A 23,976-nucleotide genomic window follows, 5' to 3' on the forward strand; every position below is an offset into this window, starting at 1 on the left:
AACTATCTACCTACAAACGCTCGAATTTTAGTAATCATATAGTCCAACATTTCTTCAGACATGCCCGGATACACTCCTAACCAGAATGTATCGTTCATAACTTTATCTGTATTTTCTAAATTACCGATCACACGATAAGAAGTATTATCCTTTCGCATTTCATTAAAGGCAGGGTGTCTTAAAAAATTTCCAGCGAACAACATTCTAGTTTGGATTCCGGCTGTTTCTAAATAATCCACAATTTCCCTACGACTAAAAGTCACTCCATCTTTAATGGTTAATAAAAATCCAAACCAAGACGGAATCGAATTTTCCGTTGGCTCAGGTAAAATAAAAACATCAGAAAGATCATCCAAACCTTTTCTTAAGACTTGCCAATGTTTAGATCTTTTGGCGATGAATTCTGGCACCTTCTTTAGTTGAGCACAACCAATAGCAGCTTGCATATCAGTGACTTTCAAATTATAACCAAAATGCGAATAAATATATTTATGATCATAGCCTGCCGGAAGTTCACCGAGTTCCCATTGAAAACGTTTCCCACAAGTATTGTCTTTTCCTGAAGGACACCAACAATCTCGCCCCCAATCACGGATCGATTCAGCAATTTTTTTCAATCGATTGCTTTGCATATACACGGCCCCACCTTCCCCCATCGTCATATGATGAGGTGGATAAAAACTTGAGGTTCCTATATCGCCAATCGTTCCCGTATAAAGCCATTCATCGTTATACTTGTATTTACTGCCCAATGCATCGCAGTTATCTTCGATTAACCATAAGTTATGTTTCAGACAAAAGTCCTTCACTGCCTGAAGATCAAATGGATTTCCAAGAGTATGTGCAACCATTACGGCTTTTGTTTTGGGACTCAGTGCCTCTTCTAACCTGGAGACATCAATATTATAAGTGGGGAATGTTATGTCTAAAAAAACAGGAATAGCTCCATATTGGATAGCCGGAACCACTGTCGTTGGGAAACCACATGCTACAGTGATCAACTCATCCCCTTTTTTAAACTGCCTTTCCTTTAATAAGGGAGATGTAATTGTATTAAAAGCGACTAAGTTGGCTGAAGAACCTGAATTCACAAGAATTGAATTTTTGACATTCAATAACTTAGCAAACGATCTTTCAAACTCATCCGCATATCGACCGGTGGTTAACCAAAATTCCAAAGAAGAATCAATTAAATTGGAAATTTCCTCTTCATCAAAAACTCTACCGGCGTAGGTTACTTTAGATTTGCCCGGCTCAAACTTTGCATTTTTTTTGGGTAGATGGGCAACAGTATAATGTTTCTTCGAATAATTGATTGTGATCGTCCTAAATACAGAAATTAAAAATTCATTTTTTACTCTACCAATTTCAGAGAAACTAGAGTTGGCTTCTATATAATAAGTTTTATTAATATTTAGAAACAGGCCTTCAGGAAGCGTACCTAACTCTAAATCAATTTCACCAATCGAAATAGAATCTTTATTTTTTTGATGACCAAGAGAATATACCTCAACCTCATTTTCCTCATTCGGATCCGCTACCACTAAAAAGTAAGAATCATTACCCATCAATTGTTGTGGGGCAGAATATATATTATACTTTATTAACATTTAAATTTCCTAACAGATTTAAATATACACTTCTACTATTAAGAAGTGTATTCTTTGATTTGATTCAAACAAACGGTTTCTATGGACTCTCCGCTCAAATACGAATTTGTCCATTCAACAATTTTGATAAGTGCTGTTTCCAGTGACCAACGCGGATTCCAACCTAAAGACGACTTCGCCTTAGATATATCTAACTTTAGGAAGTTTGCCTCATGAGGATGATCTCCTGTATCCAATACAAATTCCGGAACCGTAAGTTTGGACAAGGTTTCAGCTTTATATTGTCTGGAGATAATCAAACGAAGCATCTCTACAATCTCTAGAACAGACTTTGCATCGCTCTCATTGGGACCAAAATTCCAGGAACCATTGTAAGATGCCGATGAGAGGAACATCCTTTCCACCAAACGCAAATATCCTCCAATCGGTTCCAACACATGTTGCCATGGGCGAATTGCATTTGGATTTCGAATCCTTACGGTTTCTTTTTCGGAAATCGAACGAATGATATCAGGAATGAGACGATCGGTGGCAAAATCCCCACCTCCAATCACATTCCCAGCACGAACTGTCGCAATATTCAAATTATGTTTGCCATATTGTTCTGGATGAAAGAAAGAATTCACATATGCTGATGTAACCAACTCAGAACAACTTTTACTATTGGAATAAGGATCATACCCACCCAATCTTTCGTTCTCCCGATAAGCCCAAACCCATTCTTTATTTTCATACACTTTGTCAGTGGTGATATTTAACAAAACTCGAACCGACTGACCCACCAAACGTACCGCTTCCAAAACATTCACTGTTCCCATAACATTCGTTGAATATGTATCCACTGGATTCTTATAGGAATCACGAACGAGAGGTTGGGCTGCCATATGAATTAAAATCTCAGGCTGTATCTTTCCAATTTGTTTTGTCAGGTTATCTAGATCACGAACATCACCCAAAACTGATCCATGTAACTTTTCTTCTAAATTAAGAATTTTAAAGAGGGATGGATTGGTTGGAGGTTCCAACGAATATCCAAAAACTTTGGCACCCAAGGAAGAGAGCCATAAACTCATCCATGAACCCTTAAAACCAGTATGACCTGTTATAAAAACAGTTTTGCCATTCCAAAACTTTGGATCTAAGACCATAGTTTCCAAGGAGCCTTTCCTGTTTGCCAAAGGTTTTCTAAATACATTTTATCTCTTAATGTATCCATAGGTTGCCAAAAATCATCATGTTTATAAGTGTATAAATTCCCAGATAACGCTAGTTTTTCGAGAGGTTCTTTTTCTAAAACAGTCGAATCACCTTCGATCAAATCAAAAATACCAGGTTCCATTACCATAAAACCACCATTCACCCACCCTGTTTCCCCTTTAGGTTTTTCTTTAAAACCAACAACAGAATGATCCTCTCGAATTTCGAGAGCTCCAAACCTTCCGCTGGGTTGAATCGCCGTTAGAGTCGCAAGTTTCCCATGACTTTTATGAAACTCGATAAGGTTTGGCAAATTGACATTGGAGATTCCATCTCCATAGGTTAACAAAAAAGTTTCATCTTTTACGTAATCCTGAATCCTACGAACTCGCCCACCAGTCATTGTATCCAATCCCGTATTCACCAAAGTAACCTTCCAGGGTTCCGCCTTATGAATGTGAGTTGTCATCAAATTTTGATTTCGGAAGTCAAAAGTTACATCAGACTCATGAAGAAAATAATTTGCAAAATATTCTTTAATCACATAGGCCTTATAACCTAAACAAATTATAAAATCGTTAAAACCATAATGAGAATAAATTTTCATTATATGCCAAAGAATTGGTTTTTCACCTATTTCAATCATAGGTTTTGGCTTCAAATGAGACTCTTCGCTAATTCTCGTACCGTAACCACCCGCAAGGATCACTACTTTCATATATTTTCCATTAATTAGAATTTCGAATGAAACAAATCATATTTAGTTATTTTACCAAGAGAACATAGCTTGAGATTCTCAAAGTTGCGAATTTAGGCAGCATCACTCTTTCGTTTTATATACCCAAGTTGAAATCCCAAAACAATCAATGCTGAGATTTGAGTTATTAAGGTTACGACTTGCGGAGCAGTGAAGACACAATACCTATGGTGGTAGGTGTAAAGTAATAGAATCAAAGCGAAGATCACTTTAGAAAAAGTGTTCGGTACCAAATTTACAAAATTGCTATTTTTAATAACAAATACTAAAAAACCTAACAAGGCAAGAGATGTGTACCGACTTTGATTTCCCATTTGGATGACAGGCCCCGGTAAAAATGCATACGCCACTGGCCCCAAAAACATCAATAGGTAGCCGACGTTTTCTAAAGTTAACAATTGCCGGAATTCAAATTTTTTATGCAAAAAGAAGTAGAAGAGCAAAAACGGAAGAGCGGGCAAAAAAATCCGGAACAAATGTTCCAAAAAAAGTCTCAGCTCAAACTTCTCCAAAAACCAAGGAACAATAGCAAATAAAACTTTAGGAGTGATACTATTGATGAGAGCAAATTCTCTCGATTCATAGTTCAAAAAAGAATACAAAACAAGTGTTACTACGAGAAACAGAACATTGATTAGAATGGTTCTCCACATTCCATATTTACCGATAAATACGGAATAAGATACTAAAACCAATCCAGGTAGAACTAGCAGAACCATCTGTTTACTAATCGTCGCCAATATCAATCCGATGAAAATGAAAGGAACTCCTTTGGAAACTAAACCATAAATGATTAAAACAATTCCCAGAGTGTGGATGGTATCGGCAATCAATCCAGGCATAAACATGTTCATTCTAAAGACAAATGGAGATAATGCAAATAACCCAAATAGATAAATTGTAAGATTGGTGTCTTTTGTTAGATCCCAAATTACCTTTGCCGCAAAACACAAACCAATCGCTGAAAATATATGGTTTAAAAGATAATATACCCACGTAATGGAAAACCCACTAAAATGCGAAACCCATCCAACTAAGTAATGGGGAATGAATCTATAAGCAAAATGGTAAGCAATTTTTTCTTTAGGAAATTCAGGTGCTGCATTTGCAATTTTCAGATACGAATACACATCAGTCGCAGTAACCCATTCAATAGACTCATAAAAATCCATTGGCAAATTTGTGAGAAACAAAATGAGGAATGCAAACAACCCAAAACAGATTACATAGATATTATTTTTCATTTTTCTTTTTTTTTATCTTTTCTGGATCCGATAAGCTTTGCTGGAATCCCACCAATAATAGAATATTCAGGAAAACTTTTTGTCACAACAGCGTTAGCACCTACCACAACACCTTCTCCGAGTTTGACGCCTGGTAATATGACCGCATTGGATCCAAGCCAACAATCATCTCCAATCTCAACCGGTAGATCAGGAACTTTTCCCAATTCACTAACAATTGCCCTATCGTTTTCACGAATTCGACCCTTTCCATAAATTTGGTGTGTACTCGTGAGTATGGATATATTCTTTGCAAATAAACAATCTTCCCCTACTTTGATTGTCCCTGACAACAGACAATCTGAGAAAAAGGTAGTTCCATTTCCAATCTCCAATTTTCCATCGTTAATATACAAGATGGATCTCGGTCCAATGGAAACCTGGTTACCGATAATTAAGTTACCTTGGTTTGTGCTACCCACTTGAGAAGAAGAATCTAAGGCAAAGCCATCACCAATGTTTAATGTGCTTTTCAAGATTTTCAGTTTCCCTAAGACATCGTGACCTTTTCCTAATTTAAAAGAAGATAAGGATTCGATATCACCAGCGATAGAAGCTCGATATAAGGAAAATTTGATCTTATATAAGATTGAAATGTAAATAGAAATTAACTTATTAAAAATTCGATTCATAACTTTAACCGGTGGTTTATTAAAATGATTTGATGAGCGCAATCACCTGAGTTTCGAAATTTTCGCGATTGGTTTGTTTTGCAGCGATACTAATACCAGGATTCAATATTGATCCCGAAAAATGGTCAATTAAATATTTCCTAATTTTAGGAACGGACTGGCCTTGTTTTTTGATTCGTAACTTTAACGAATGTACATCTATTGATTTTGGGATTTCCGATATATGAATACAACCAGGAAGTGTATTACCATAAAATGGAAATCCATACAATATCGTTTGAAAAGAAAGAAGGCTATTTTCAATCGCAACCCGTCCCGTTTTTGTTGCAAACAAACAGCCTTTTTCTCGAATCTTAAGAATATGTTCGGATGGTGGAATGAATCCGATCCCATTCAACTCCAAAAACTGATAAAAACTTTTATTCTTATACAATCCTTGGAGATGGATATGGCCAAATTCGCTATAGATATTAATCGCAGGATGTTCCCTATAAAATACTTTCGATTTGGGAAATCTAAATTTTAAGTCTAGGAGAACGTCGATTTCATCCGGATAATAAACCGATTCAGGAAAACTAGTCGCTTCCGGAACCATGTGACCTACATAAACAATATCTTCCGACGAAATCCTATCGGACACATCCTTTTCAGTATTAGCTAATAATTTGCGATAGTAAGATTGTTTTTTCAACATCGCATATAGTTCTCTTAAACCAATTTTAGGCCATTGCAGGGAAACCGGTTGCAGTGTAGGCTTCTGAGTTGCAAATCCGCGAATTTTGATTAAAAAACTTTTTAGTAATTCTATTGAGTGTAAAATCAAAGGATAAAATAAACTTCGATGGCGGTAAGGTGCTAGAGAATTGATGCTATCTTTGGGAATGAAATTCTTATTTTTTAAAACCTTATCTATGTATTCATCTACCGCCGGCGTAGAATCATAATCGGTAATTTTATGCAGTTTGGTTTTATTTTTTTCCTCAAAAACCAAACATCTCTCATCTAAGGAATTTCCATATAGGTAAATGGTTTTGACTTTGGTATATTCTAAAGCAACATCCAAACAATATGTGAAAAGATGGTGTGGTGCACCTGTCTCTAAAAGTGCCAGTTTTGGTTTTTCTTTTAAAAATAACCAAATCAATTTGCAAGTATAGTCGAGCATGGAACCAATTGTGGTGGAAAAGGATTGGTCATGACTAATCCACCTGTCAATCAACGGATAGGCAGTAAGTAGAGCTGCCCTTACCTTCGGAATGTCAATCGCGGGTTCCTCTGAACCAAACAACTGCATTCCTTGGACAACTTCCACTTGGCTGCAAAGATAAAGATTATCTTCATTAACACAAATTACTTTGCTTGTCTGATTTTTCAACAGACTCTGGACTAAAGAAGAATTTGGTTTTGATAATACGACTAAATTCAAATTTTATCCTTTTAACTCTTTGAATAATAAATTAGCATCTTCACCGATATTGGTATATTTTGGGAAAAAAGCGATGCTAAACATATCACGATGATTACCAAACTTGGGAATCCCTGCTCGATGAGGGATAGAACCAGTGGCAAAAAGGAGAGCATCACCCCTATTTCCTGTTAACTTCTCAACCTCTCCGGAATATTCAACATCCCTTTGGCGATTTTCCACCCCGGCATATTGTGATTTTTCATCGGAATATTTAAAAAATTCGAAGGGACCATGTTCCTCTGTTGTATCTGATAAGATGATAAACAACTGTGCATTTTTATAATCAAATACATGATCGTAATGCCAAACTTGACTATAGATATCAAGAGAGGAAAACTCAGTTGGGATTCCAATATTTCGCCAAATGTTGCCAATATGGATCAGAAAATCACCACCGAAGTATAACCTCAAAACACTTTCGAATTTGAAGATTTCTTTTTGAACTGATAGAGGTAAAGCGCTCCATGTGATCTCATGAGTAAAACTATAATGATTTCCATCAGGAGCCTGCCTACCCCTTGGGATCGCAATCTTTTCATCAAAAGCAAAACTATCGGGAATCGAAACAGAAGTTTTAATAATCAAACGAGGAAATTTAATTTTATAAACATTAAAAGCATGTAAAATGCGATATCGCTCATCAAAGAACCAACTTCTAATTTTTCTAATGAGTTGTAACATATTCAGTCATGACCCTTTCCAATAAGAATGTATTCATTACCGCAATCAGCAGATACTCGTGTTTTTCGAAAGTTCAGTTTCTTTTCCACTATATCGGAATCTAAAAGAAGGTCTTCAACCAATTTCAGTTCACCTAAAATGGGATGATTGAATTCCCAGTCCCAATTCTCATTTCGATGCCAGTATTTTTTGTTGCGATGTTGATCTAAAATAAAATGAAGACCACTCTCAGTCATTCCAATCCATTCTAAAAATTTCTTTAGATGAACAGGTGCTTTTTGAAAGTATTTTTTTACAAGAACAAGGCCTTCTTCACGGCTCAATCGTCCATACCGAATCTCGCGACAAACATGATCCGTAACTTTACCAAATCCATGTTTTAAAAATTTTGTATAATCATGAATATCTGAATAATTAAAACAATCAACGTCACTGTATGTATCAAATGTACGATTTTGTTCTACTGTTCCGTATTGGTAGGTCTCCAACATCTCTTCATGTTGGGCCTTTAGATCCCAGCGAATGAAATTCCCCAAGTAGATTCCTCTCACTCCGATCCTTTCAATTTCTTTATCATCTGGGTATCGATAAGGAAAAATATCAGATTCATCGATTCCATCAAATGAATCAATCAAATCCTCTGCTTCAAATCCCATAAGGTCATGTTCTTTTCTATACTTTCTAGTCATCTCTACATTATTTAAATGTGAGAACATACCCACTTGTTCGAGACCTTGATGAGCTCCCCAAACAATCAAAGGGATTTTAAATTTTACTGCAATTTGAACTGGGTAAACAGTTTGACCCGCCAAACAATGCCAATAGAGACTACCGAATCTTCTTAATGTAGCTCTTGTAATTTTTTTAACAACTTCCGGGTTGACCGTTAGAGTCATGATATCGCAGTTTAACTCGATACGTAGTTTTGCTAAGTTACGAATCCCAATTTCCGTATTGTATTGTTTATTATAGGTAACCAACAAAGGATTCATTCCATACTTTTTTTTCAGAGTATGGACGATAAAAAAAGATTCCTTGGCTCCACTGACAGGTACGATACAATCGTAATTGTTTCCAGACTGGTTCTTATACTCCGAAAGTATTTCTTTCAGTTGTAACTCCCGTTTTTTCCAATCAAGAGTTTCTTTTTCTTCGTGAACTTTACATCCACTACAAAGTCCATCATTACCGATAGTTAACAAAAGAGGATGTTCTTCGGAATAAAGGCAACGTTTACAAAATTTCATATAACTTCTTTTTGAATTCGTTCATAAAGCATACTTTCTAATACAAGATCATCCTTCTTTTTCAGTCGGCTGTACTCATCGAAACGAGAATCTTCGTAAGTTGCAAAGGTTTCTAATCGAATCTGGGTGTGTTCTTTTAAAAGTGCTTTAGTGGTAATGACACTATGTTCAGAAAAATGGAAAAAATTTCCTGCAGCGGCTGCGGAAACACTGGTTTTATCGAATACTTCGATAAAATCTTTTGCACTGCCTGCGCCACCCGAACAAATGACAGGGATGGGAACTGTCTTACAAACCTGATCCACAAGGGAAATATCGAAACCAAGATAAGAACCATCTCGATTGACGGAACCGATTAAAATTTCACCGGCTCCATGATCACTTGCCATCTTTACAAAATCTGTCACAAGAAGATCGGTTGGTTTCTTTTTTAGATGGTCAAAAACAAAATAACCTTCTCCGACTTTCATAGAGTCGACGGAAGCCACCAAACACTGGTCACCATACTTTTTTGCACCCGATTCTAATAATTCAAATCCGTTCAAAAGGATGGAATTGAGACTGACCTTATCTGCACCAGAATGGATTAACCGATCAATGTCTTCAATTCTCTGGATTCCTCCACCAACATTTAAGGGAACATGACAAAACTTTGAAACCTGTCGAACTACAGACGGATCAATTAACTTTCCGTGACTACTAGCAGAAAGATCCAGGAGTGTTATTTCATCAATCCCCCATTGATTTAAAAATTCAATGGCAATATGAGGTTTGCCGATAGGAAGAAACCGTTCAAATTGAAAACTTTGAACAACGATTCCATCTTTCACCAGAACAAGTGCAATGATTCTTTTCTTTAACATTAAACCACCGAATTAAAGAAACTTCTAAATAACTTCAAACCAACGTTCTGGCTTTTTTCTGGATGAAACTGAACACCAAATATATTATCTTTTTGAACCGAAGCCGTTACTTCTATTCCATAATTACAATAAGCAGATACATATTGTTTTTCGCATTCATAATGAAAGCTATGATCAAAGTAGAAATTACTTCCGGAATCTAATTTATCGTATAACGGAGTTTTCTGATTAATTTCGATACTATTCCAACCAACATGGGGGACAAGATATCCTTCTGGTAGATTCAACTTTTTAACTTTTCCAGGGATCCAATTGAACCCGGAATGGAGTCCATTTTCTTCTGAACTGGTTGCGAGTAGTTGCATCCCCAAACAAATTCCTAAAATAGGTTTTTTCTTAACCAAAACAAATTCATTTAAGATCTCAAATAGGTTCCTTGCATCTAAGTTCTTTTTAGCCTCACCAAAGGCTCCGACACCAGGGAGTATCAACACATCTGCCTTTTCTATCTCGGAAGGTTTGTCACTCAAAACAAGTTTCTTGTATCCTAAATACTGAAGGGCGTTGGATACAGACTCAGTATTACCAACTCCGTAGTCGATGATACAAATTCGGGGTCCTTGGTTCACAATCCGATCCCTACTTCAAACTTAGGTTTATAATTTCCTAACGCATTCTTTTCAAACAATTTTAGATTAACTGATTTATCTACTTGTACCCAAAATTCCGAAACTGAAATTTCTATATAATCACAAAAACTTTGAATGTATTTCTCAGAACACTTTCCATCATACTTTTGAACTAAAGAAATTCCATCTTCTCTTGTCATTCTACCATTCCGGATGTCTTCATTCACGTAGTCTGAAATCCGACCAAATCCAAATTTTAAATATTTAATCATTTGGTTTAAAGTCACCCAATCTTCATCGAGAGAGGTAATACCGACTGGATCACCAATTTCCCAAGGTTTCTCTTCGCGAATATCGAGACCCCTCAGTGTGGAAAATATACCATTATCAATCAGAGACCAATCCTTCCAAAAATATCCAAGAAAGGTAATCCGTAAATTTGCATCCTCCATTTCTTTTTCAGAAGGATAACAATATTGTAAGATGTCTTTTTTCTCAACACCTTCACCGAGTAACCACGAATAGTCGCCACCACCCAAAGTATTCATTTTGCGGAGATTATTGCCATCACTCCCGGCTTTACCCATAACATTTAAATCACCTAATTGTAAGGCAGCATTCTCCCCCCACCAAATCAGAGGGATTTGGTAAGCAATCGCCAAACGAGGAACGCTACTAAAAAGAGCAAGTTCTGTAGACTTACACCAATTGGTGTATTGCATAAAACCTTTTTTCATTAGCGATCTCCATGTAGCTGGAGCAGGATTTACGACAATACAATCAAAACCATGTTTGATCATATTTGAAACGTTAGCGGCACCCCGGTCGGTTACTTGTTCCGGAGGATAACTCAAACAAACAAGCAGTGGGTTCATTTTCAGAACATCTTTAACAAAAAAAGCCTGACGAGTGCTATCCTTTCCTCCACTAACACCAATAATACAATCGTAACCGGAATGGTTATTTACTTTTCCAAAGGACACAATATCCTTTAGCTCTTCCCTTCTCTCTTCCCAATCAACTGACTGAAGGCTTTCATGATAATTGCAGGCAGGGCAAACACCCCTGGAATCAAATTTGATTCCAGGTCTCGTGTCCGTTTGTAAACATATTTTACAATATTTCATTAGGATTGATCATTCCATATTCAAAGATGTCAAAATATTTCCCCATTTTAAAAATGGCTTCTTTTCTGATACCTTCCTCTTTCATTCCCAATTTTAATGCAAGTTTCTGCATTCCTTGATTTTCCGAAGAAGTACCGCAATGGATTCTATGTAAGTTCAAAGTCTTAAAGCCATGCTCAATCAGCAACTGACCCGCCTCTTCCATAATTCCCTTTCCCCAATAGTTTTTTTCACCTAATAAAAATGCAATCTCCGCATTGCGGTCGATCCAATTGATAGCATTCAAACTAATATTTCCAACATGCGTGTCCGAATCTTTAGCGACTACAGCAAGAACAAGTGTTGTGTTAGAAATGATCGATGATGTAATATAGGACTTCAGTTGGTCCAAAGAATAAGTAAAACGACCATGCGAGTTGTATCTTACAATTTCTTCGTCATTTAACCAAAATTGATAATTACCACCAAGGTCACTCTCCGCAAGCGCTCGTAGGTAAATAGAATTTCCTTGTAAAAAAATATTCTTTCGCAATTCGTTCATACAAACTCCGACAATATTTGTTCTAAGGAATCCGAGCCCACTACTTTTCCAATGTTTAAATGGGATAATGGATCTTGTTTTGCTACAAGAGGATGGAAACGCAAAACTCTTTTCCCCATAATTTCTGCTTCAATCAACATATTAGAAAAAAAACCGATGACCATTTCAGAATGATAAAGTAAATCATTTGGGTTTGTGGTTTGATCTATTAGAACTAAGTTTTTTGGAAAAAAATCTTTTAGAACTTCAAGATTTTGATTTGGATGCGGCTTATAACCAAACTGAAACGTAAAATTGAATCCATTTAGAATCGTTTTTAGCTCTTTCATTGCAAATATTTCATCAAAACCAAACGTTTCGTTTCCGTTCACATTGGAAAGAGGTTCTGGTGCAAATAAAATCAACTTACGATTGGGATCTAAACCAAGGGATTTAAAAAAAGACTCTTTCTCTCGAGTGGGAACCCAAGTTTTTAAATACTGATAATATGGATTTCCAAATATTTGAATTTTATTTTCAGGAATCCCTTCGCCGATAGCTTTCTCTTTAGCGACAGAATCAATCACAAGAATATGATCCGGAAAAATGAGTTCACCTCCAACAGAAAATCGTTTCAAAAACGAAGTCCAATGATCCACAAAAGAATAACTAGGAATTTGGAATCGTTTTGCTAATTGAATGTATTTTAATTCAATTTGGGAGGTATAGGAGGTTCCTGTAAAAAGAAATGTCGGTTTTGATTCATTAAATTTAACTATTGGATCGGATGGAGGAACGGAAACGGTAATCAAAAAATCTTTTACAAAATCATATTGTCTATCAGAAACAACTGCAAAGGATTCTAAACTACTTCTCGAATCATAGGCCTGTGAAAGTACAGCCTTGGCCCCGCCTGGATCGGAATAAACAAAGAGACCTCGACCCAAATAAAGATCTGCTAGTTTATTGTAATTCGTTTCTATTCTCGAAAACCTTATGGAATGCAGAGACAACATCATCCAAATCCTTTTTCGAAAGGCCTGGACGCATGTATTCGTGAGTAAACAGTTCAGTAAAATGTAACCTTTCCGCTGTAGGGCAGATACCTTTTTCATAACTGACTTCGCCTTTATATTTTTCACAATTAAAGGAACAATGAGTGGCGCGTTTTTGATACAGAGGCTGAAGATACAATGGTTTCACATACCCTGCGCCAATTAATGGAGTGTCTTCCCGAAGAAGGGATGAAGGAATTTCTGCTTTTACTGCATTGATAAAAACATCACGATGAAATCCAAAACTCTCTGCCAAAAACCGAATCGGATGAAGGTAATAAACATGCCGACTCCCTTCTGCAACAGTCGGTAGAACCAAACCTGGAATCTTGCCTAACTCTTGTGAAATGTATTTTACATTAGTTAATCTTTCTTCAATTAACTTTGGCAATTTCTTTAGCTGCTCCATACCAATGGCAGCTTCCATTTCTGTCATACGGAAGTTGAATCCATGAGTATTCCAAACATTCTCTACAGCCTTCGGGCCAACTATGTTTTCACCATGATTTCGGATTAAATAAATTCTTTCTGCTAGATCTTCGCGGTTGGTTGTAAGAACACCACCTTCTCCGGTATGAATATGTTTATGATAGTTCAAACTAAAAACACCAATATCACCGATGGTACCAACATATTTATCTTTGTATGTAGCAAGTGGGCTTTGTGCACAATCCTCGATAACATATAAATTATGTTTTCGAGCAATTCGCATGATTTCATCCATCTTGGCAGGATTCCCAAAGATATGAACTACGATGATGGCTTTCGTTCTAGGTGTAATTTTCTCTTCGATACTCTCCGGATTCAAACCATAGTTTTCTATGTCGATGTCTGCGAACACAGGCACTGCCCCGTAGATGATCGGGGCCAGAGCACTTGCGCTCATCGTATAAGGAGAAACAATGACCTCATCCCCAGCTTGAATCCCACATGCCCCAATCGCAGCAAATAATCCAGATGTATTCGAGTTTACAGAAATTGCATACTTAGACCCAAAAACCTCCGCCCAATTTTTTTCAAAAGACTGAACCGTGGGACCACCGTAAAAATCCTTATGCCAAGCACCCAAAAACTGGGATAAATTTCCGCTATCGAGAACTCGCATGACAGCTTCTTTTTCCTCAGTACCAATGGTATTGTACGCTGGGAATAATTCAGTTCGAACCGGCGAACCTCCCTTAATTGCAAGTTTAGCCATTCAGATATCCTAACATCTTAAGATTTAATAAAGAAGAATTCACGAAATTATCAGCATCCGTTTCCTTTAACAGAAATTGTTTTGCTTTATGAAACACAGGAAGCATATAATTTTCCAAACAATGAGTGATTGTAATGGAATTTTTGCCTGAAAAGATTTCCAATCGTTCGTTCAGAAGGAGAGAAGATAAAACTTCTATATCATTACCAGAATTTTGGATGCGAATTCGGTGGTTACCAAAGTAAAAATCGATTTCAAAAACTGGGTAGTGGATATTTGTTTTTCCACTGACAGAAACGGTGTATCCGTTCCATTTTGCCAAAAGTGAAATGGTTGGGTCTTCGGAGAAAGAATCATAATTTTTCTCGCTAATTTTTATATCATCCAAAGACAATTCAGAGCCAAAAATAAATTCAATCAGATCCAAAGCATGGCTACAATTATTAAGAAAACCGCGGCAGTATCTGATATCAATTCCTACAAGAGTATCCACTTTTAAAATTTCGGCAAGAATCTCTTTTAGTTTCAAAAACCCATGTTGGAATCTTCGAATATAGTTTACGATTACCCGCGAATCACCTTTTGCATATAAACCCAGAATAAAGTTTATCTTTTCTTTATCATATGAAATTGGTTTTTCACAGAGAATGAGTTTTACTTTTTCTTGAAAACAAAGTTCAAGTAGGTTTACATGAGTCTCTGTCGGAGAACAAATACTCACCATATCATAGTCAGAAAATCGGATGTTTTTAAAGTCCGAAATCAAACCGAAACCATACTTTCTTCCGACTTCATCTAAATAATTTGGATTTGTATCATAAGCATCTACAAGAAAATCCGAATCTAAGGAGTATGCTTTCGCATGAGACAAAACAGAATCTAGATTTAGATCGTATCTTGCCCCAATGTTTCCACAACCAAAAAGGAGAGCTTTAAACATCAACCAACAAGATCCCAGCGAAGAGCTGTCCCTTTCGTTAAATTTTGTTTTGCTTTTTTCCCGATTACAATCTCTAAAAATTTAGGAGGAAGCCCATACCCTGGTCGAATACTACGGACATTCTGTTCGGTAAAAAAATCACCTTCTTTTACATCTTGCACCACATACAAAGATCGTCTAAACACCAAAGATTTTTTCTCTGCTTCGATAGGGCCATAGTTAATTTTTCCGAGCGCCAACCAAGCTCGTTCGGATTCAACAACCAAAGACTTCATTTCTTCTGGTTCCATCGAAAATGATGAATCCACTCCCCCGTCGGCTCGCCTAAGGGTGAAATGTTTTTCAATGACGGTAGCACCGAGAGCTACACTAGCTACCGAAACTCCCACCCCCATCGTATGATCGGAAAGCCCTACCTCGCACCTGAATAAATCTCTTAAATGTGGAATAGTGATTATATTAGTATTCTCTGGTGTTGCAGGATAAGTGCTTGTGCACTTCAGTAAAATAATTTGTTCGTTTCCTGTAGAGCGAATGGTATCGACTGCTTCAGCAATTTCCTGAACGGATGCCATTCCGGTAGAAACAATGATTGGTTTCCCCGTTTGCGCGACCCTCTTAATTAAGGGTAAATCAATATTTTCAAAGGACGCGATTTTATAAGAAGGAACATTCAAATCTTCTAAAAAGTCTACCGCAGTAAAATCAAAAGGACTACTGAAACACAACATTCCTTTTTCCTTACAACGATCCATAATGGGTTTATGCCATTCCCAAGGAGTATAAGCTTGTTTATATAAATTGTAAAGAGACTCACCCTTCCATAAACTACTTGGATCCGAAATAAAGAATTCACCATCTTGTTTGTCAATGGTTATGGTATCGGCAGTGTAAGTTTGTAGTTTGAGAGCGTGAGCTCCCGTCTCTGCTGCCACATCCACAATCTCTAGAGCCCTTTCTAATGATTGATTGTGATTCCCTGACATTTCAGCGATGATGAAAGGTTTGTGGTTTTTTGAAATGTTGATATTTCCTATTTTTATCATGGCATCTAAACAATGTCCTTAAAAAATTCCAGTAAAATGATTAATGACATTATACAATCTCCGTTTCTATGAAACTTAAAAAACCATCTTTCGTTTTAGCAATATAATCATTTTCAACTTTGAATAAGTTGCCAATCGATAAATCAGGTGCATCATAATGGTCAATACTGATAGCTTTGTGAACTATTAACTTCCTTCCATCGGAAAGAAAGCAATAGGCTCCGGGATACGGTTTTGCCTGTGCACGTATAAAATTAATCAAAGATTCTTTATCTTTTGTAAAATCTATATAACCCATATCGGGTGTTCTTTTTCCAAAGTAAGTGGCAGAGATATGGTTTTGAGGAATCGGTTCGAGGGATTGACTGATCTTTTGCAAAGTAGTCTTAAGGCAGATCGGATATAGTTCTTCATATTTCTGCAATAAGGTGTATCCAGTATCCTCTTCGGAAATATTAACTTCAATTTGATGGTAAATATCACCAGTATCAACTGACTCTTCCATTTTATGACAAGTAATTCCAGACATAGACTCACCATTGATGATAGCCCAAACATGAGGAGTTCGGCCCCTATACTTCGGCAATAATGAGCCGTGTAGATTTAATGGGTATTTAGAAACTTTAAGTAGGTCCCCAGGAATAATATAACGGTAATTAACGCTTATTAAATATTCAGGTTTATAGGAGCAAAGCTCTTCACGTAATTTTTTATCCTTCCGTAAATCCAAATAAGAATATTCAATCTGATTCTTTACGCATAACGCATCTACAGATTCCAGAGAATGATCCTTATGAGTTAATACAAATTCAATCTTTAGTCCAGACTGAATCAATTGTAACAATGAGAGATACCCTAACCTACCAAATCCTGCAAAAATAGTTTGTTTCAATTTAGATTACCGATTAACAAAAAGAAAATCCGTTTCCAGATTCTTAAATTGAGTCAAGAGTTTACAAACCTCCAAACGTTTTTGAAAATCTGCCAATGTAGTTAAATACTCACGGAGTAAGGTTTCCAATTTTGATAAAGCATCCAATCTTATGATGGAATTAATTCCAAATTCTAAAAAACCAGATACATTGCCTTCTTGGTTTCCAATCGTTTCAATAATCACCATCGGTGTCCCAGATCTAGCTAGTTCATAAGTGGTCTGCCCTCCGGCGGTAATCGCAAGGTCTACACTTTGCATTAAATTTCTCATAGAGATTGCATCCAAACCTTGGTGCAGTTTTGTTTGGTTGTCTGCTGACTTTTGAATCAACTGTATATTATCAAATGCAGGTCCAATCACAATTTCCTTACGGACATTCGGAAAATCTTTGGTAAGGACTTCTAAAATCTGAGGAACTAAATTCAAAGAATCTGTTCCGCCCATAGTCACTAAGATGGATTGAATCTCTTCGTTGACCTTAGGAAATTCAAACTCTTCCCGAAATGGTTTTCTAAGGAGTACATACTCGATACCCGTATAAACAGGATTTCGATCTAAATCGTAATCTAAGAATTTACCACCGAATCCAGGATTTAAAATAATGGATCCCTTCGGGTAAAGAATCCGTTTGTTATCATCAATACATATGAAACGCGGAACCGAGGTGGCAATCATTTCATAAACGGAAGGATCGGCTAAATAAGAATCAACGTAGGCAACATCCATCTTGTGGGATAATAAAAGTGAATTCAATGCATCTGGATCTTTCCAATTGCAAGTAAGGACTTTGGGAATCGCAGATCCCGGGTTTGGAATCGAATCATCTTTATGTAGAACGATAGTTGCCTCTACATCTTGTTCGATTAAAATTTCAGCTAATGCTGTACACCTTCCCAGATGCCCGAGCCCAGTGGTAGATAAGGCCTCGGTAAAGATAAATGCTTTCATTAACTATTGGTTTGAATGACTTTGTAGAGAACCTCTGCCCGAGCCCAGTCTTCGGCAGTATCAATATCCTGAACTCTCCATCTTGGCAATTCCACAATCGTAGACCATGTATCAAAAATTCTTTTCCCTTCTAACCAAGCACCCGGTTTTCCAAAGTAAAATTGTCCTGCATCATGGTAAGCTTCTGGGAGGTCTTGTGACCGTGTCTTAAAGTGTTCTGGGTAAAACATCTCCACACTACTATCGGGATTTTTTTTAATAGAACGAAAGATGGGAAAACCAAAGGATGTAGCGGAAAAAACATACTCCCAACGATTGGTTTGAATCAAAGCATATCCTTTTTTTATATCCTCTGATTGAACAAAGGGAGCCGTTGCATACAAACAACAAACAGCATCAAAACTTTCACCTTGGTCCAAATAAAACTGAATGGAATGTGCGATCACCTCAGTCGTTGCTGCATAATCATTCGACAAGTGTTCTGGTCGAAAAAAAGGCACCTCAACATCATATTCCTTTGCTAACAAAGCAATTTCAGGGTCATCCGTAGAAACAATGATTCGATCAAAAACTCCTGCATCTTTTGCCGCCTGAATCGAATACAGAATCATTGCTTTCCCATTAAAAGCTTTTATGTTCTTTCGCGGAATTCGTTTACTTCCGCCTCTTGCAGGGATCACACAAAGTGTTTTCATTAAAAAATTGTTTGGTGACCAATCGGTTTCACCAAAGACTCCCTTACATATTCCAGCTGCGAATCCGTCAAATCCGGATACATCGGTAAACTAATCGCTTCCGAGTAATAAGCCTCGGCTTCGGGATATTGATTCGAATCATATCCAAATTTTGTATAGTATGGTTGTGAATAAATAGGAATGTAATGTACGTTTACGATTACATTATGCAAACGTAGTCTTTCAAATAATTCCTTACGATTGGCCTTTAAGGCACCTCCGTTTGGCACACGGATCACATACAAGTGTAATGCTGAATGAGCATAGTCTACCAGCGTCGGTAGCTTAAGATCAAGATCACCTAACAAACGCTTGTAGGATTGAAAAATTTCATGGCGTCTTTTCACAAATTCATCTAATCTTGTCATTTGACTAAAACCGAGTGCAGCCTGAATATCAGTCATTCGATAATTATAACCCAATTCAATCTGTTGGTAATACCAAGGACCATCCGCAGGTTTTGTCATCTCTTGTGGATTTCGAGTGATTCCATGACTTCGCATACGGTAGATATGTTCAGAAATATGATCATCATTGGTTGTCACCATTCCGCCCTCACCCGACGTAATGATTTTTACAGGATGAAAACTAAAAACAGTAATGTCGGAATAAAGACATGAACCTACTTTTGTTGCTTTATAACTTCCACCGATGGCATGAGATGCATCTTCAATGATACGAAATCCGAATCGTTTGCCTAACAAGCTGATTCTTTCCATATCACAACTTTGGCCAGCAAGGTGAACCGGAATCACAACCTTTGGTAAAAGCCCATTTTTTTCCGCTGCAATCAATTTCTCTTCCAATCGGTCTACGGAGAGATTGTATGTTATCGGATCTATATCTACAAAATCAACACTGGCACCACAGTAAAGAGCACAGTTGGCACTTGCGACAAAAGAGATAGGACTTGTCCAAACGCGATCTCCCGGACCAACTCCTAAAGCAATACATGCCAGGTGAAGGCCCGATGTTGCGCTATTTACAGCATATGCATACTTACTTCCAACATAATCAGAAACTGATTTTTCAAAACTAGGAACTGCGGGCCCTTGCGTTAAAAAATCAGATTTTAAAACTGAAATTACAGACTCGATGTCTTCTTGTGAGATGTTTTGTCTTCCGTATGGTATCACTTCCAATCACTCCTTCTGGCTATGCTATTCGCATATGTTCGAAAAGTTCAGACAGATTCTTCGGGTAAAAAATAAGATTATCAGGATCTACCGAATTAAAATGTTTTTTGAGGAGATTTCGATTCTCCTCCGTTATGTTTTGAAGCATATCAAGAATGCTAATGGCATTGTTTCCAAAATTCAAAAGGCTCGTAGATGAAGTGCCGATCACCCAACGATACGAATTAGGTAACAATTCAGATGCGAGTAAAGGATCGATTTCCACTGAACGATCATTTGTAAAATCCAGTCGAAAGTATGGATTGGGATGATTTTTTATATGGCATTCCAAACCGGAAGAAAAGAATTTTAAAATCAATTCGTTGAGGATTTTGATTTGCGATGAATCATCAACTTTGGACTTTCCGATGATAAACAAAACTTTAGTGGAAACGGAAGACAGATCCTGAGAAGTCTGGCGAATCAAATCCCTCGAATGACCAACTGGATACACCTTTACAGAATTAGGATATTTTAATATCGACAAATTGAATTCACCAGGATTCTCACCGACTGGTGCCGAATAATAAACCTGGAACAATGTCTGAAGCCCTAAAACCTGAATCAGAAATCTAAATTTTTTATTAGGAAGTGCATTAAAATCTAATAACTGCGACCCACTCATTGAGACTTGAGGGTAATATTCAGCAACCGGTCTTAGATAGTGGATAAGTATGTCTAAAATGGGCATACAACATTCGTGAAAAAAAACAATTCGTTTCTTTAGTAACTTGGCCTTTAATAATAATGTTAAAAATAGAAACGTAGTTCCTAAATTTGTTTTGGGAAGTAATTCAATTTTTAAATTAGGATATTGATTCTTTAGATAACTATATGATTGAAATAAACTTTCCGATACCACATAGATTTTTTTTATCGCTAAAACATCTGCTTGGCTTTTGATAAAAGCTACGGGCAAAGTGGAGGCGACAATACACCAAGATTCTTTTACTTTCATGAGGATCAAAAAACCGAATCTGGTTTTTTAGAATTTTGTTCGCAAAGAAATTCAGCATACTGCCAGTCTTCCATCGTATCGATATCTAATGTTTCCTTTTGAGAATCTATAACTATCGGTAAATTCCTTTCAGAAAGAATTGCCCTCTTCTCATACAATGTCTTAACAGGAATCAAATAAATGGCTCCATTGATCGAATACATCTCAGGCAAATCTTGGGAACGTAACAAAAAACCCTCTCCATTAAAAAGCGGTTTTAAAAAAATTCCATTCTTTTCAAAACACCACATGGGATGAGGATCCGCCTTGGAAACTCCGACGACGGTGTGAAGGCCATCATTTTCAAGAAACAAATCAATTGCCCTTAAGATAGATTCTTTTGTACGAAAAGGACTTGTTGGTTGGAGGAGTAAAACAGCATCAATAGTTTCCCCAATCGATTGATAATAATCAAGTGCATGGATTAGAACATTCAGAGTTGTAGATTCATCAGTGGATAATTCTTGTGGCCTTAACCAAGGTGCAACAAATCCATTTTGTATCACCAATTCTTGAATTGTTGGATCGTCGGTGGATACAAGTGCTGTTTTTGTAGGAAGTCCTTTGCACTGATCAAGAGTCCAAACAATCAGTGGTTTCCCACCTAGAACTTTCATGTTCTTATTCGGAATTCGTTTGGAACCCTTCCTTGCAGGAACAATCGGAAGGATTTGCAATCCTTTAGTCTCTTCTTTCAAATTTAGAAGCCTTTTCGAAATCTTCAGGTCGACCAACATCTAACCATTTTTCGTGCATTGGAAAAACTATTACCTTTTTACCTGTTTCCAACATTTGAAAGAAGAAGGTAGGCATGTCCGTTACATCAACTTTAGAAATATTCTGTAAATATTCGTGATTAACAACATAAATCCCAGCATTCACATAAGATCTGTAAAACGGTTTCTCCTCGAATCCCACTAATTTCAAACCATCCATTTGAACCACTCCAAAAGGATGTTGCCATTCATGTAACCTAACTGCCATTGTAGCATCCGAATGTTGGAGTTTATGAAACCCTAATAAATCAGAATATGATATATCAGTTAACACATCGCCATTGGTAACAACAATCGATGAGTATCTATCTTTTGTTGGGAGAAGAGACAATGCTCCTGCTGTTCCTAGAGGTAATTCCTCTTTTAGATATTCAATTTCGACACCAAATTTTGATCCGTCTTCAAAATACTCTTCAATCATATGACCTAAATATTGAATCGCAATTCTGAACTTATAAAAGCCCTCTTTTTTAGCCTTTATGATGATATGCTCAAGCATAGGTTTGCCATTTACAGGAAGGAGCGGCTTAGGGCAGTTTTCTGTATGGGGCCTTAATCGAATCCCCTTCCCACCAGCCATAATTAAAAATATATTTTCTTTTTTATCGCTACCATTATCAATTAAATCATCCCAAACATGCAGACCGATGATTTTACGATTTACATCCACCACAGGAAGTTGATGGATACGATTAGCCTTCATCAAATCTTTAACTGATTCTTTTCCAAGTTCCGGTGGGACAACAATCGCAGAAGTTTTTATTACACTTTCAATCGAACTTTCAAAGTTTAGTCCCTGTAATAACCCTCTACGTATATCACCATCAGTAATGGTTCCAAAAAATTCTTCTCCCCGAACCACGAGGACAATTTGTAATGCAGAACTTTCTAAAGAAAGGATGGCATCTTTAATTGTAGAATTTAAAGGAAGGATTGCTTTTTCCCAAAGTTTCACTGGTTTTCCACTTTTATATCAAAGAATTCTTTTTTAATTTCCATACCGGTAAAATCGAACGATGAAATTGTTTTGAATATGAATTCAGACGCGCCACCGTTCCCATAAGGATTCTTTACATTCTCAAGGGACCTGGAAAACTCTTCGGAGTATGCCCTATTGATTGCTTCCCCAACCGATTTTGATGTTGGTTCTGCTTGAATCACACTCGCAGCTTGCAATCGACCCTTTTGCCGATCTCCGACATTGATAGAAGTTTTTCCGAAGGTTGGCACTTCCAAAAGACCGCTAGACGAGTTTCCTAAAACAAGATCTACAAATTGTAATGCTGAAAAATAATTCAGCTGTCCCATAGAAGTGAAAGAAACTGAACGAGAATTTTTTGAGACAAACTCATCAATCATTCGATTGATGACCCTACCATTCGTATCTGAATTTGCTTTTGTAAAAATAACACCAGCATCATTGTTTTCTAAAAATTGAGACACTGCTAAAAGTATCTCTTTAAATTGTAACTCAGATGAATTGAGCTCCAAAGTCACAGGATGAAATGTTACTAGAATATTTTTCGAATGAAACTTATATTGAATTCTATTTTCTAGTTCTTCTTTTCCAAAAAGAGTCAGTGACTTGATTAAATCCACACCCAACCCACCAGAAACAAAAACTCGTCCCGGATTTTCACCCAGTTGAATCACCCGATTTTTATATTCTTCCGTAGCAACAAAATGATAAAGAGACATTTTAGTAATAGAATGTCGAATTGCCTCATCGATCACTCCTTCCGTTTTTTCTCCACCGTGAATATGTACAATGGGAATTTGAAAGGGTAACGCCGCTGATACAGCCGCTAGGATTTCATATCTGTCCCCAAGAACGATGAGTAAATCTGGTTTCAAATCAACCAGAGCATCGGCAAACCCAATGGTGGCAAGCCCCATGGATTTAGCAATAGCGGAAGGAGTATCAGAACTCAGTAACATCTCCACTTTCTTATCAATGGTAAGCCCATCAGCCTCGATTTCTTTGTAAGTTAATCCAAATTCAGGAGATAAATGCATCCCTGTGGCAATGATTTGTAAATGAAACCTTTCTGAATCTTTAAAAAGAAAAAATAAATTCTTTAAAAGACCATACTCAGCCCTTGTTCCAGTGACAATACAAATCTTCTCTCTATTAGGATTCATAGTTTATTAAAAATTTT

General features: G+C 37.0%; 24 protein-coding genes. All 24 read right to left on the bottom strand.

Going from position 1 to position 23,976, the window contains the following annotated elements; genetic code table 11:
* Positions 1-2 precede the first annotated feature (2 nt).
* Positions 3-1,610, bottom strand: a complete 1,608-nt coding sequence (gene rfbH, locus JWG41_RS01240) for a lipopolysaccharide biosynthesis protein RfbH (RefSeq protein ID WP_205268170.1) — start codon at positions 1,608-1,610, stop codon at positions 3-5.
* Positions 1,611-1,648: 38 nt separating this feature from the next.
* Positions 1,649-2,758: a CDP-glucose 4,6-dehydratase gene (rfbG, locus tag JWG41_RS01245; RefSeq protein ID WP_205268171.1), complete on the bottom strand. Its 1,110-nt coding sequence runs from the start codon at positions 2,756-2,758 to the stop codon at positions 1,649-1,651.
* Positions 2,749-3,525 carry a glucose-1-phosphate cytidylyltransferase gene (gene rfbF / locus JWG41_RS01250; RefSeq protein ID WP_205268172.1) on the bottom strand — a complete coding sequence of 259 codons (777 nt, stop codon included), beginning with the start codon at positions 3,523-3,525 and terminating at the stop codon, positions 2,749-2,751. The genes rfbG and rfbF overlap by 10 nt, the downstream gene beginning before the upstream one ends.
* 92 nt (positions 3,526-3,617) lie before the next feature.
* Positions 3,618-4,808, bottom strand: a complete 1,191-nt coding sequence (locus JWG41_RS01255; RefSeq protein WP_205268173.1) for a hypothetical protein — start codon at positions 4,806-4,808, stop codon at positions 3,618-3,620.
* Positions 4,805-5,323 carry an acyltransferase gene (locus JWG41_RS21110; RefSeq protein WP_269750416.1) on the bottom strand — a complete coding sequence of 173 codons (519 nt, stop codon included), beginning with the start codon at positions 5,321-5,323 and terminating at the stop codon, positions 4,805-4,807. The genes JWG41_RS01255 and JWG41_RS21110 overlap by 4 nt, the downstream gene beginning before the upstream one ends.
* 175 nt (positions 5,324-5,498) lie before the next feature.
* On the bottom strand, positions 5,499-6,905 hold the full coding sequence (locus tag JWG41_RS01265) for a hypothetical protein (RefSeq protein WP_205268175.1): 1,407 nt from the start codon (positions 6,903-6,905) through the stop codon (positions 5,499-5,501).
* Between the two features lie 3 nt (positions 6,906-6,908).
* Positions 6,909-7,628, bottom strand: coding sequence for a phytanoyl-CoA dioxygenase family protein (locus tag JWG41_RS01270; RefSeq protein WP_205268176.1), 720 nt, complete (start codon positions 7,626-7,628; stop codon positions 6,909-6,911).
* Positions 7,629-7,630: 2 nt separating this feature from the next.
* The gene (locus JWG41_RS01275; RefSeq protein WP_205268177.1) at positions 7,631-8,875 is read right to left on the bottom strand and encodes an N-acetyl sugar amidotransferase; all 1,245 of its coding nucleotides are present in this window, start codon (positions 8,873-8,875) and stop codon (positions 7,631-7,633) included.
* On the bottom strand, positions 8,872-9,738 hold the full coding sequence (hisF, locus tag JWG41_RS01280) for an imidazole glycerol phosphate synthase subunit HisF (RefSeq protein ID WP_205268178.1): 867 nt from the start codon (positions 9,736-9,738) through the stop codon (positions 8,872-8,874). Before hisF ends, JWG41_RS01275 begins: the two co-directional genes overlap by 4 nt.
* Complete coding sequence (hisH, locus tag JWG41_RS01285) at positions 9,738-10,367, bottom strand: imidazole glycerol phosphate synthase subunit HisH (RefSeq protein WP_332461271.1); 630 nt, start codon at positions 10,365-10,367, stop codon at positions 9,738-9,740. Before hisH ends, hisF begins: the two co-directional genes overlap by 1 nt.
* Positions 10,364-11,494: an N-acetyl sugar amidotransferase gene (locus JWG41_RS01290; protein ID WP_205268179.1), complete on the bottom strand. Its 1,131-nt coding sequence runs from the start codon at positions 11,492-11,494 to the stop codon at positions 10,364-10,366. Before JWG41_RS01290 ends, hisH begins: the two co-directional genes overlap by 4 nt.
* Positions 11,481-12,035, bottom strand: coding sequence for a GNAT family N-acetyltransferase (locus tag JWG41_RS01295; protein WP_205268180.1), 555 nt, complete (start codon positions 12,033-12,035; stop codon positions 11,481-11,483). The genes JWG41_RS01290 and JWG41_RS01295 overlap by 14 nt, the downstream gene beginning before the upstream one ends.
* Positions 12,032-12,961, bottom strand: a complete 930-nt coding sequence (locus JWG41_RS01300; RefSeq protein WP_205268181.1) for a glycosyltransferase family protein — start codon at positions 12,959-12,961, stop codon at positions 12,032-12,034. Before JWG41_RS01300 ends, JWG41_RS01295 begins: the two co-directional genes overlap by 4 nt.
* A 16-nt stretch (positions 12,962-12,977) precedes the next feature.
* Positions 12,978-14,267, bottom strand: a complete 1,290-nt coding sequence (locus JWG41_RS01305) for a DegT/DnrJ/EryC1/StrS family aminotransferase (protein ID WP_205268182.1) — start codon at positions 14,265-14,267, stop codon at positions 12,978-12,980.
* On the bottom strand, positions 14,260-15,207 hold the full coding sequence (locus tag JWG41_RS01310; protein WP_205268183.1) for a Gfo/Idh/MocA family protein: 948 nt from the start codon (positions 15,205-15,207) through the stop codon (positions 14,260-14,262). The genes JWG41_RS01305 and JWG41_RS01310 overlap by 8 nt, the downstream gene beginning before the upstream one ends.
* The gene (pseI, locus tag JWG41_RS01315) at positions 15,207-16,253 is read right to left on the bottom strand and encodes a pseudaminic acid synthase (RefSeq protein WP_205268184.1); all 1,047 of its coding nucleotides are present in this window, start codon (positions 16,251-16,253) and stop codon (positions 15,207-15,209) included. The genes JWG41_RS01310 and pseI overlap by 1 nt, the downstream gene beginning before the upstream one ends.
* A 49-nt stretch (positions 16,254-16,302) precedes the next feature.
* Positions 16,303-17,145, bottom strand: coding sequence for a methionyl-tRNA formyltransferase (locus JWG41_RS01320; RefSeq protein ID WP_232373606.1), 843 nt, complete (start codon positions 17,143-17,145; stop codon positions 16,303-16,305).
* Positions 17,146-17,151: 6 nt separating this feature from the next.
* Positions 17,152-18,135: a PseG/SpsG family protein gene (locus JWG41_RS01325; RefSeq protein ID WP_205268185.1), complete on the bottom strand. Its 984-nt coding sequence runs from the start codon at positions 18,133-18,135 to the stop codon at positions 17,152-17,154.
* On the bottom strand, positions 18,135-18,830 hold the full coding sequence (gene pseF, locus JWG41_RS01330) for a pseudaminic acid cytidylyltransferase (protein WP_205268186.1): 696 nt from the start codon (positions 18,828-18,830) through the stop codon (positions 18,135-18,137). The genes JWG41_RS01325 and pseF overlap by 1 nt, the downstream gene beginning before the upstream one ends.
* Complete coding sequence (gene pseC / locus JWG41_RS01335; protein WP_205268187.1) at positions 18,830-20,011, bottom strand: UDP-4-amino-4,6-dideoxy-N-acetyl-beta-L-altrosamine transaminase; 1,182 nt, start codon at positions 20,009-20,011, stop codon at positions 18,830-18,832. Before pseC ends, pseF begins: the two co-directional genes overlap by 1 nt.
* Positions 20,012-20,024: 13 nt before the next feature.
* Positions 20,025-21,002 (bottom strand): hypothetical protein, encoded by a 978-nt coding sequence (locus JWG41_RS01340; RefSeq protein WP_205268188.1) that lies wholly within the window; start codon positions 21,000-21,002, stop codon positions 20,025-20,027.
* Positions 21,003-21,007: 5 nt separating this feature from the next.
* Positions 21,008-21,739, bottom strand: a complete 732-nt coding sequence (locus JWG41_RS01345) for an acylneuraminate cytidylyltransferase family protein (RefSeq protein ID WP_232373607.1) — start codon at positions 21,737-21,739, stop codon at positions 21,008-21,010.
* On the bottom strand, positions 21,723-22,772 hold the full coding sequence (locus JWG41_RS21205) for a nucleotidyltransferase family protein (RefSeq protein WP_205268189.1): 1,050 nt from the start codon (positions 22,770-22,772) through the stop codon (positions 21,723-21,725). Before JWG41_RS21205 ends, JWG41_RS01345 begins: the two co-directional genes overlap by 17 nt.
* On the bottom strand, positions 22,769-23,959 hold the full coding sequence (gene neuC, locus JWG41_RS01355; RefSeq protein ID WP_205268190.1) for a UDP-N-acetylglucosamine 2-epimerase: 1,191 nt from the start codon (positions 23,957-23,959) through the stop codon (positions 22,769-22,771). The genes JWG41_RS21205 and neuC overlap by 4 nt, the downstream gene beginning before the upstream one ends.
* Between the last annotated feature and the right edge of the window lie 17 nt (positions 23,960-23,976).

The organism is Leptospira chreensis (assembly GCF_016919165.1).
Lineage (GTDB): Bacteria > Spirochaetota > Leptospiria > Leptospirales > Leptospiraceae > Leptospira_A > Leptospira_A chreensis.

Coding starts and splice junctions, on each gene's coding strand:
- JWG41_RS01310 (WP_205268183.1), bottom strand. CDS start 15,207: ATGTTTAAAGCTCTCCTTTTTGGTTGTGGAAACATTGGGGCAAGATAC.
- JWG41_RS01270 (WP_205268176.1), bottom strand. CDS start 7,628: ATGTTACAACTCATTAGAAAAATTAGAAGTTGGTTCTTTGATGAGCGA.
- JWG41_RS01295 (WP_205268180.1), bottom strand. CDS start 12,035: ATGAACGAATTGCGAAAGAATATTTTTTTACAAGGAAATTCTATTTAC.
- hisF (WP_205268178.1), bottom strand. CDS start 9,738: ATGTTAAAGAAAAGAATCATTGCACTTGTTCTGGTGAAAGATGGAATC.
- JWG41_RS01290 (WP_205268179.1), bottom strand. CDS start 11,494: ATGAAATATTGTAAAATATGTTTACAAACGGACACGAGACCTGGAATC.
- pseI (WP_205268184.1), bottom strand. CDS start 16,253: ATGATAAAAATAGGAAATATCAACATTTCAAAAAACCACAAACCTTTC.
- JWG41_RS01325 (WP_205268185.1), bottom strand. CDS start 18,135: ATGAAAGCATTTATCTTTACCGAGGCCTTATCTACCACTGGGCTCGGG.
- JWG41_RS01305 (WP_205268182.1), bottom strand. CDS start 14,267: ATGGCTAAACTTGCAATTAAGGGAGGTTCGCCGGTTCGAACTGAATTA.
- JWG41_RS01275 (WP_205268177.1), bottom strand. CDS start 8,875: ATGAAATTTTGTAAACGTTGCCTTTATTCCGAAGAACATCCTCTTTTG.
- JWG41_RS01255 (WP_205268173.1), bottom strand. CDS start 4,808: ATGAAAAATAATATCTATGTAATCTGTTTTGGGTTGTTTGCATTCCTC.
- rfbG (WP_205268171.1), bottom strand. CDS start 2,758: ATGGTCTTAGATCCAAAGTTTTGGAATGGCAAAACTGTTTTTATAACA.
- JWG41_RS01340 (WP_205268188.1), bottom strand. CDS start 21,002: ATGAAAGTAAAAGAATCTTGGTGTATTGTCGCCTCCACTTTGCCCGTA.
- rfbH (WP_205268170.1), bottom strand. CDS start 1,610: ATGTTAATAAAGTATAATATATATTCTGCCCCACAACAATTGATGGGT.
- rfbF (WP_205268172.1), bottom strand. CDS start 3,525: ATGAAAGTAGTGATCCTTGCGGGTGGTTACGGTACGAGAATTAGCGAA.
- pseF (WP_205268186.1), bottom strand. CDS start 18,830: ATGAAAACACTTTGTGTGATCCCTGCAAGAGGCGGAAGTAAACGAATT.
- neuC (WP_205268190.1), bottom strand. CDS start 23,959: ATGAATCCTAATAGAGAGAAGATTTGTATTGTCACTGGAACAAGGGCT.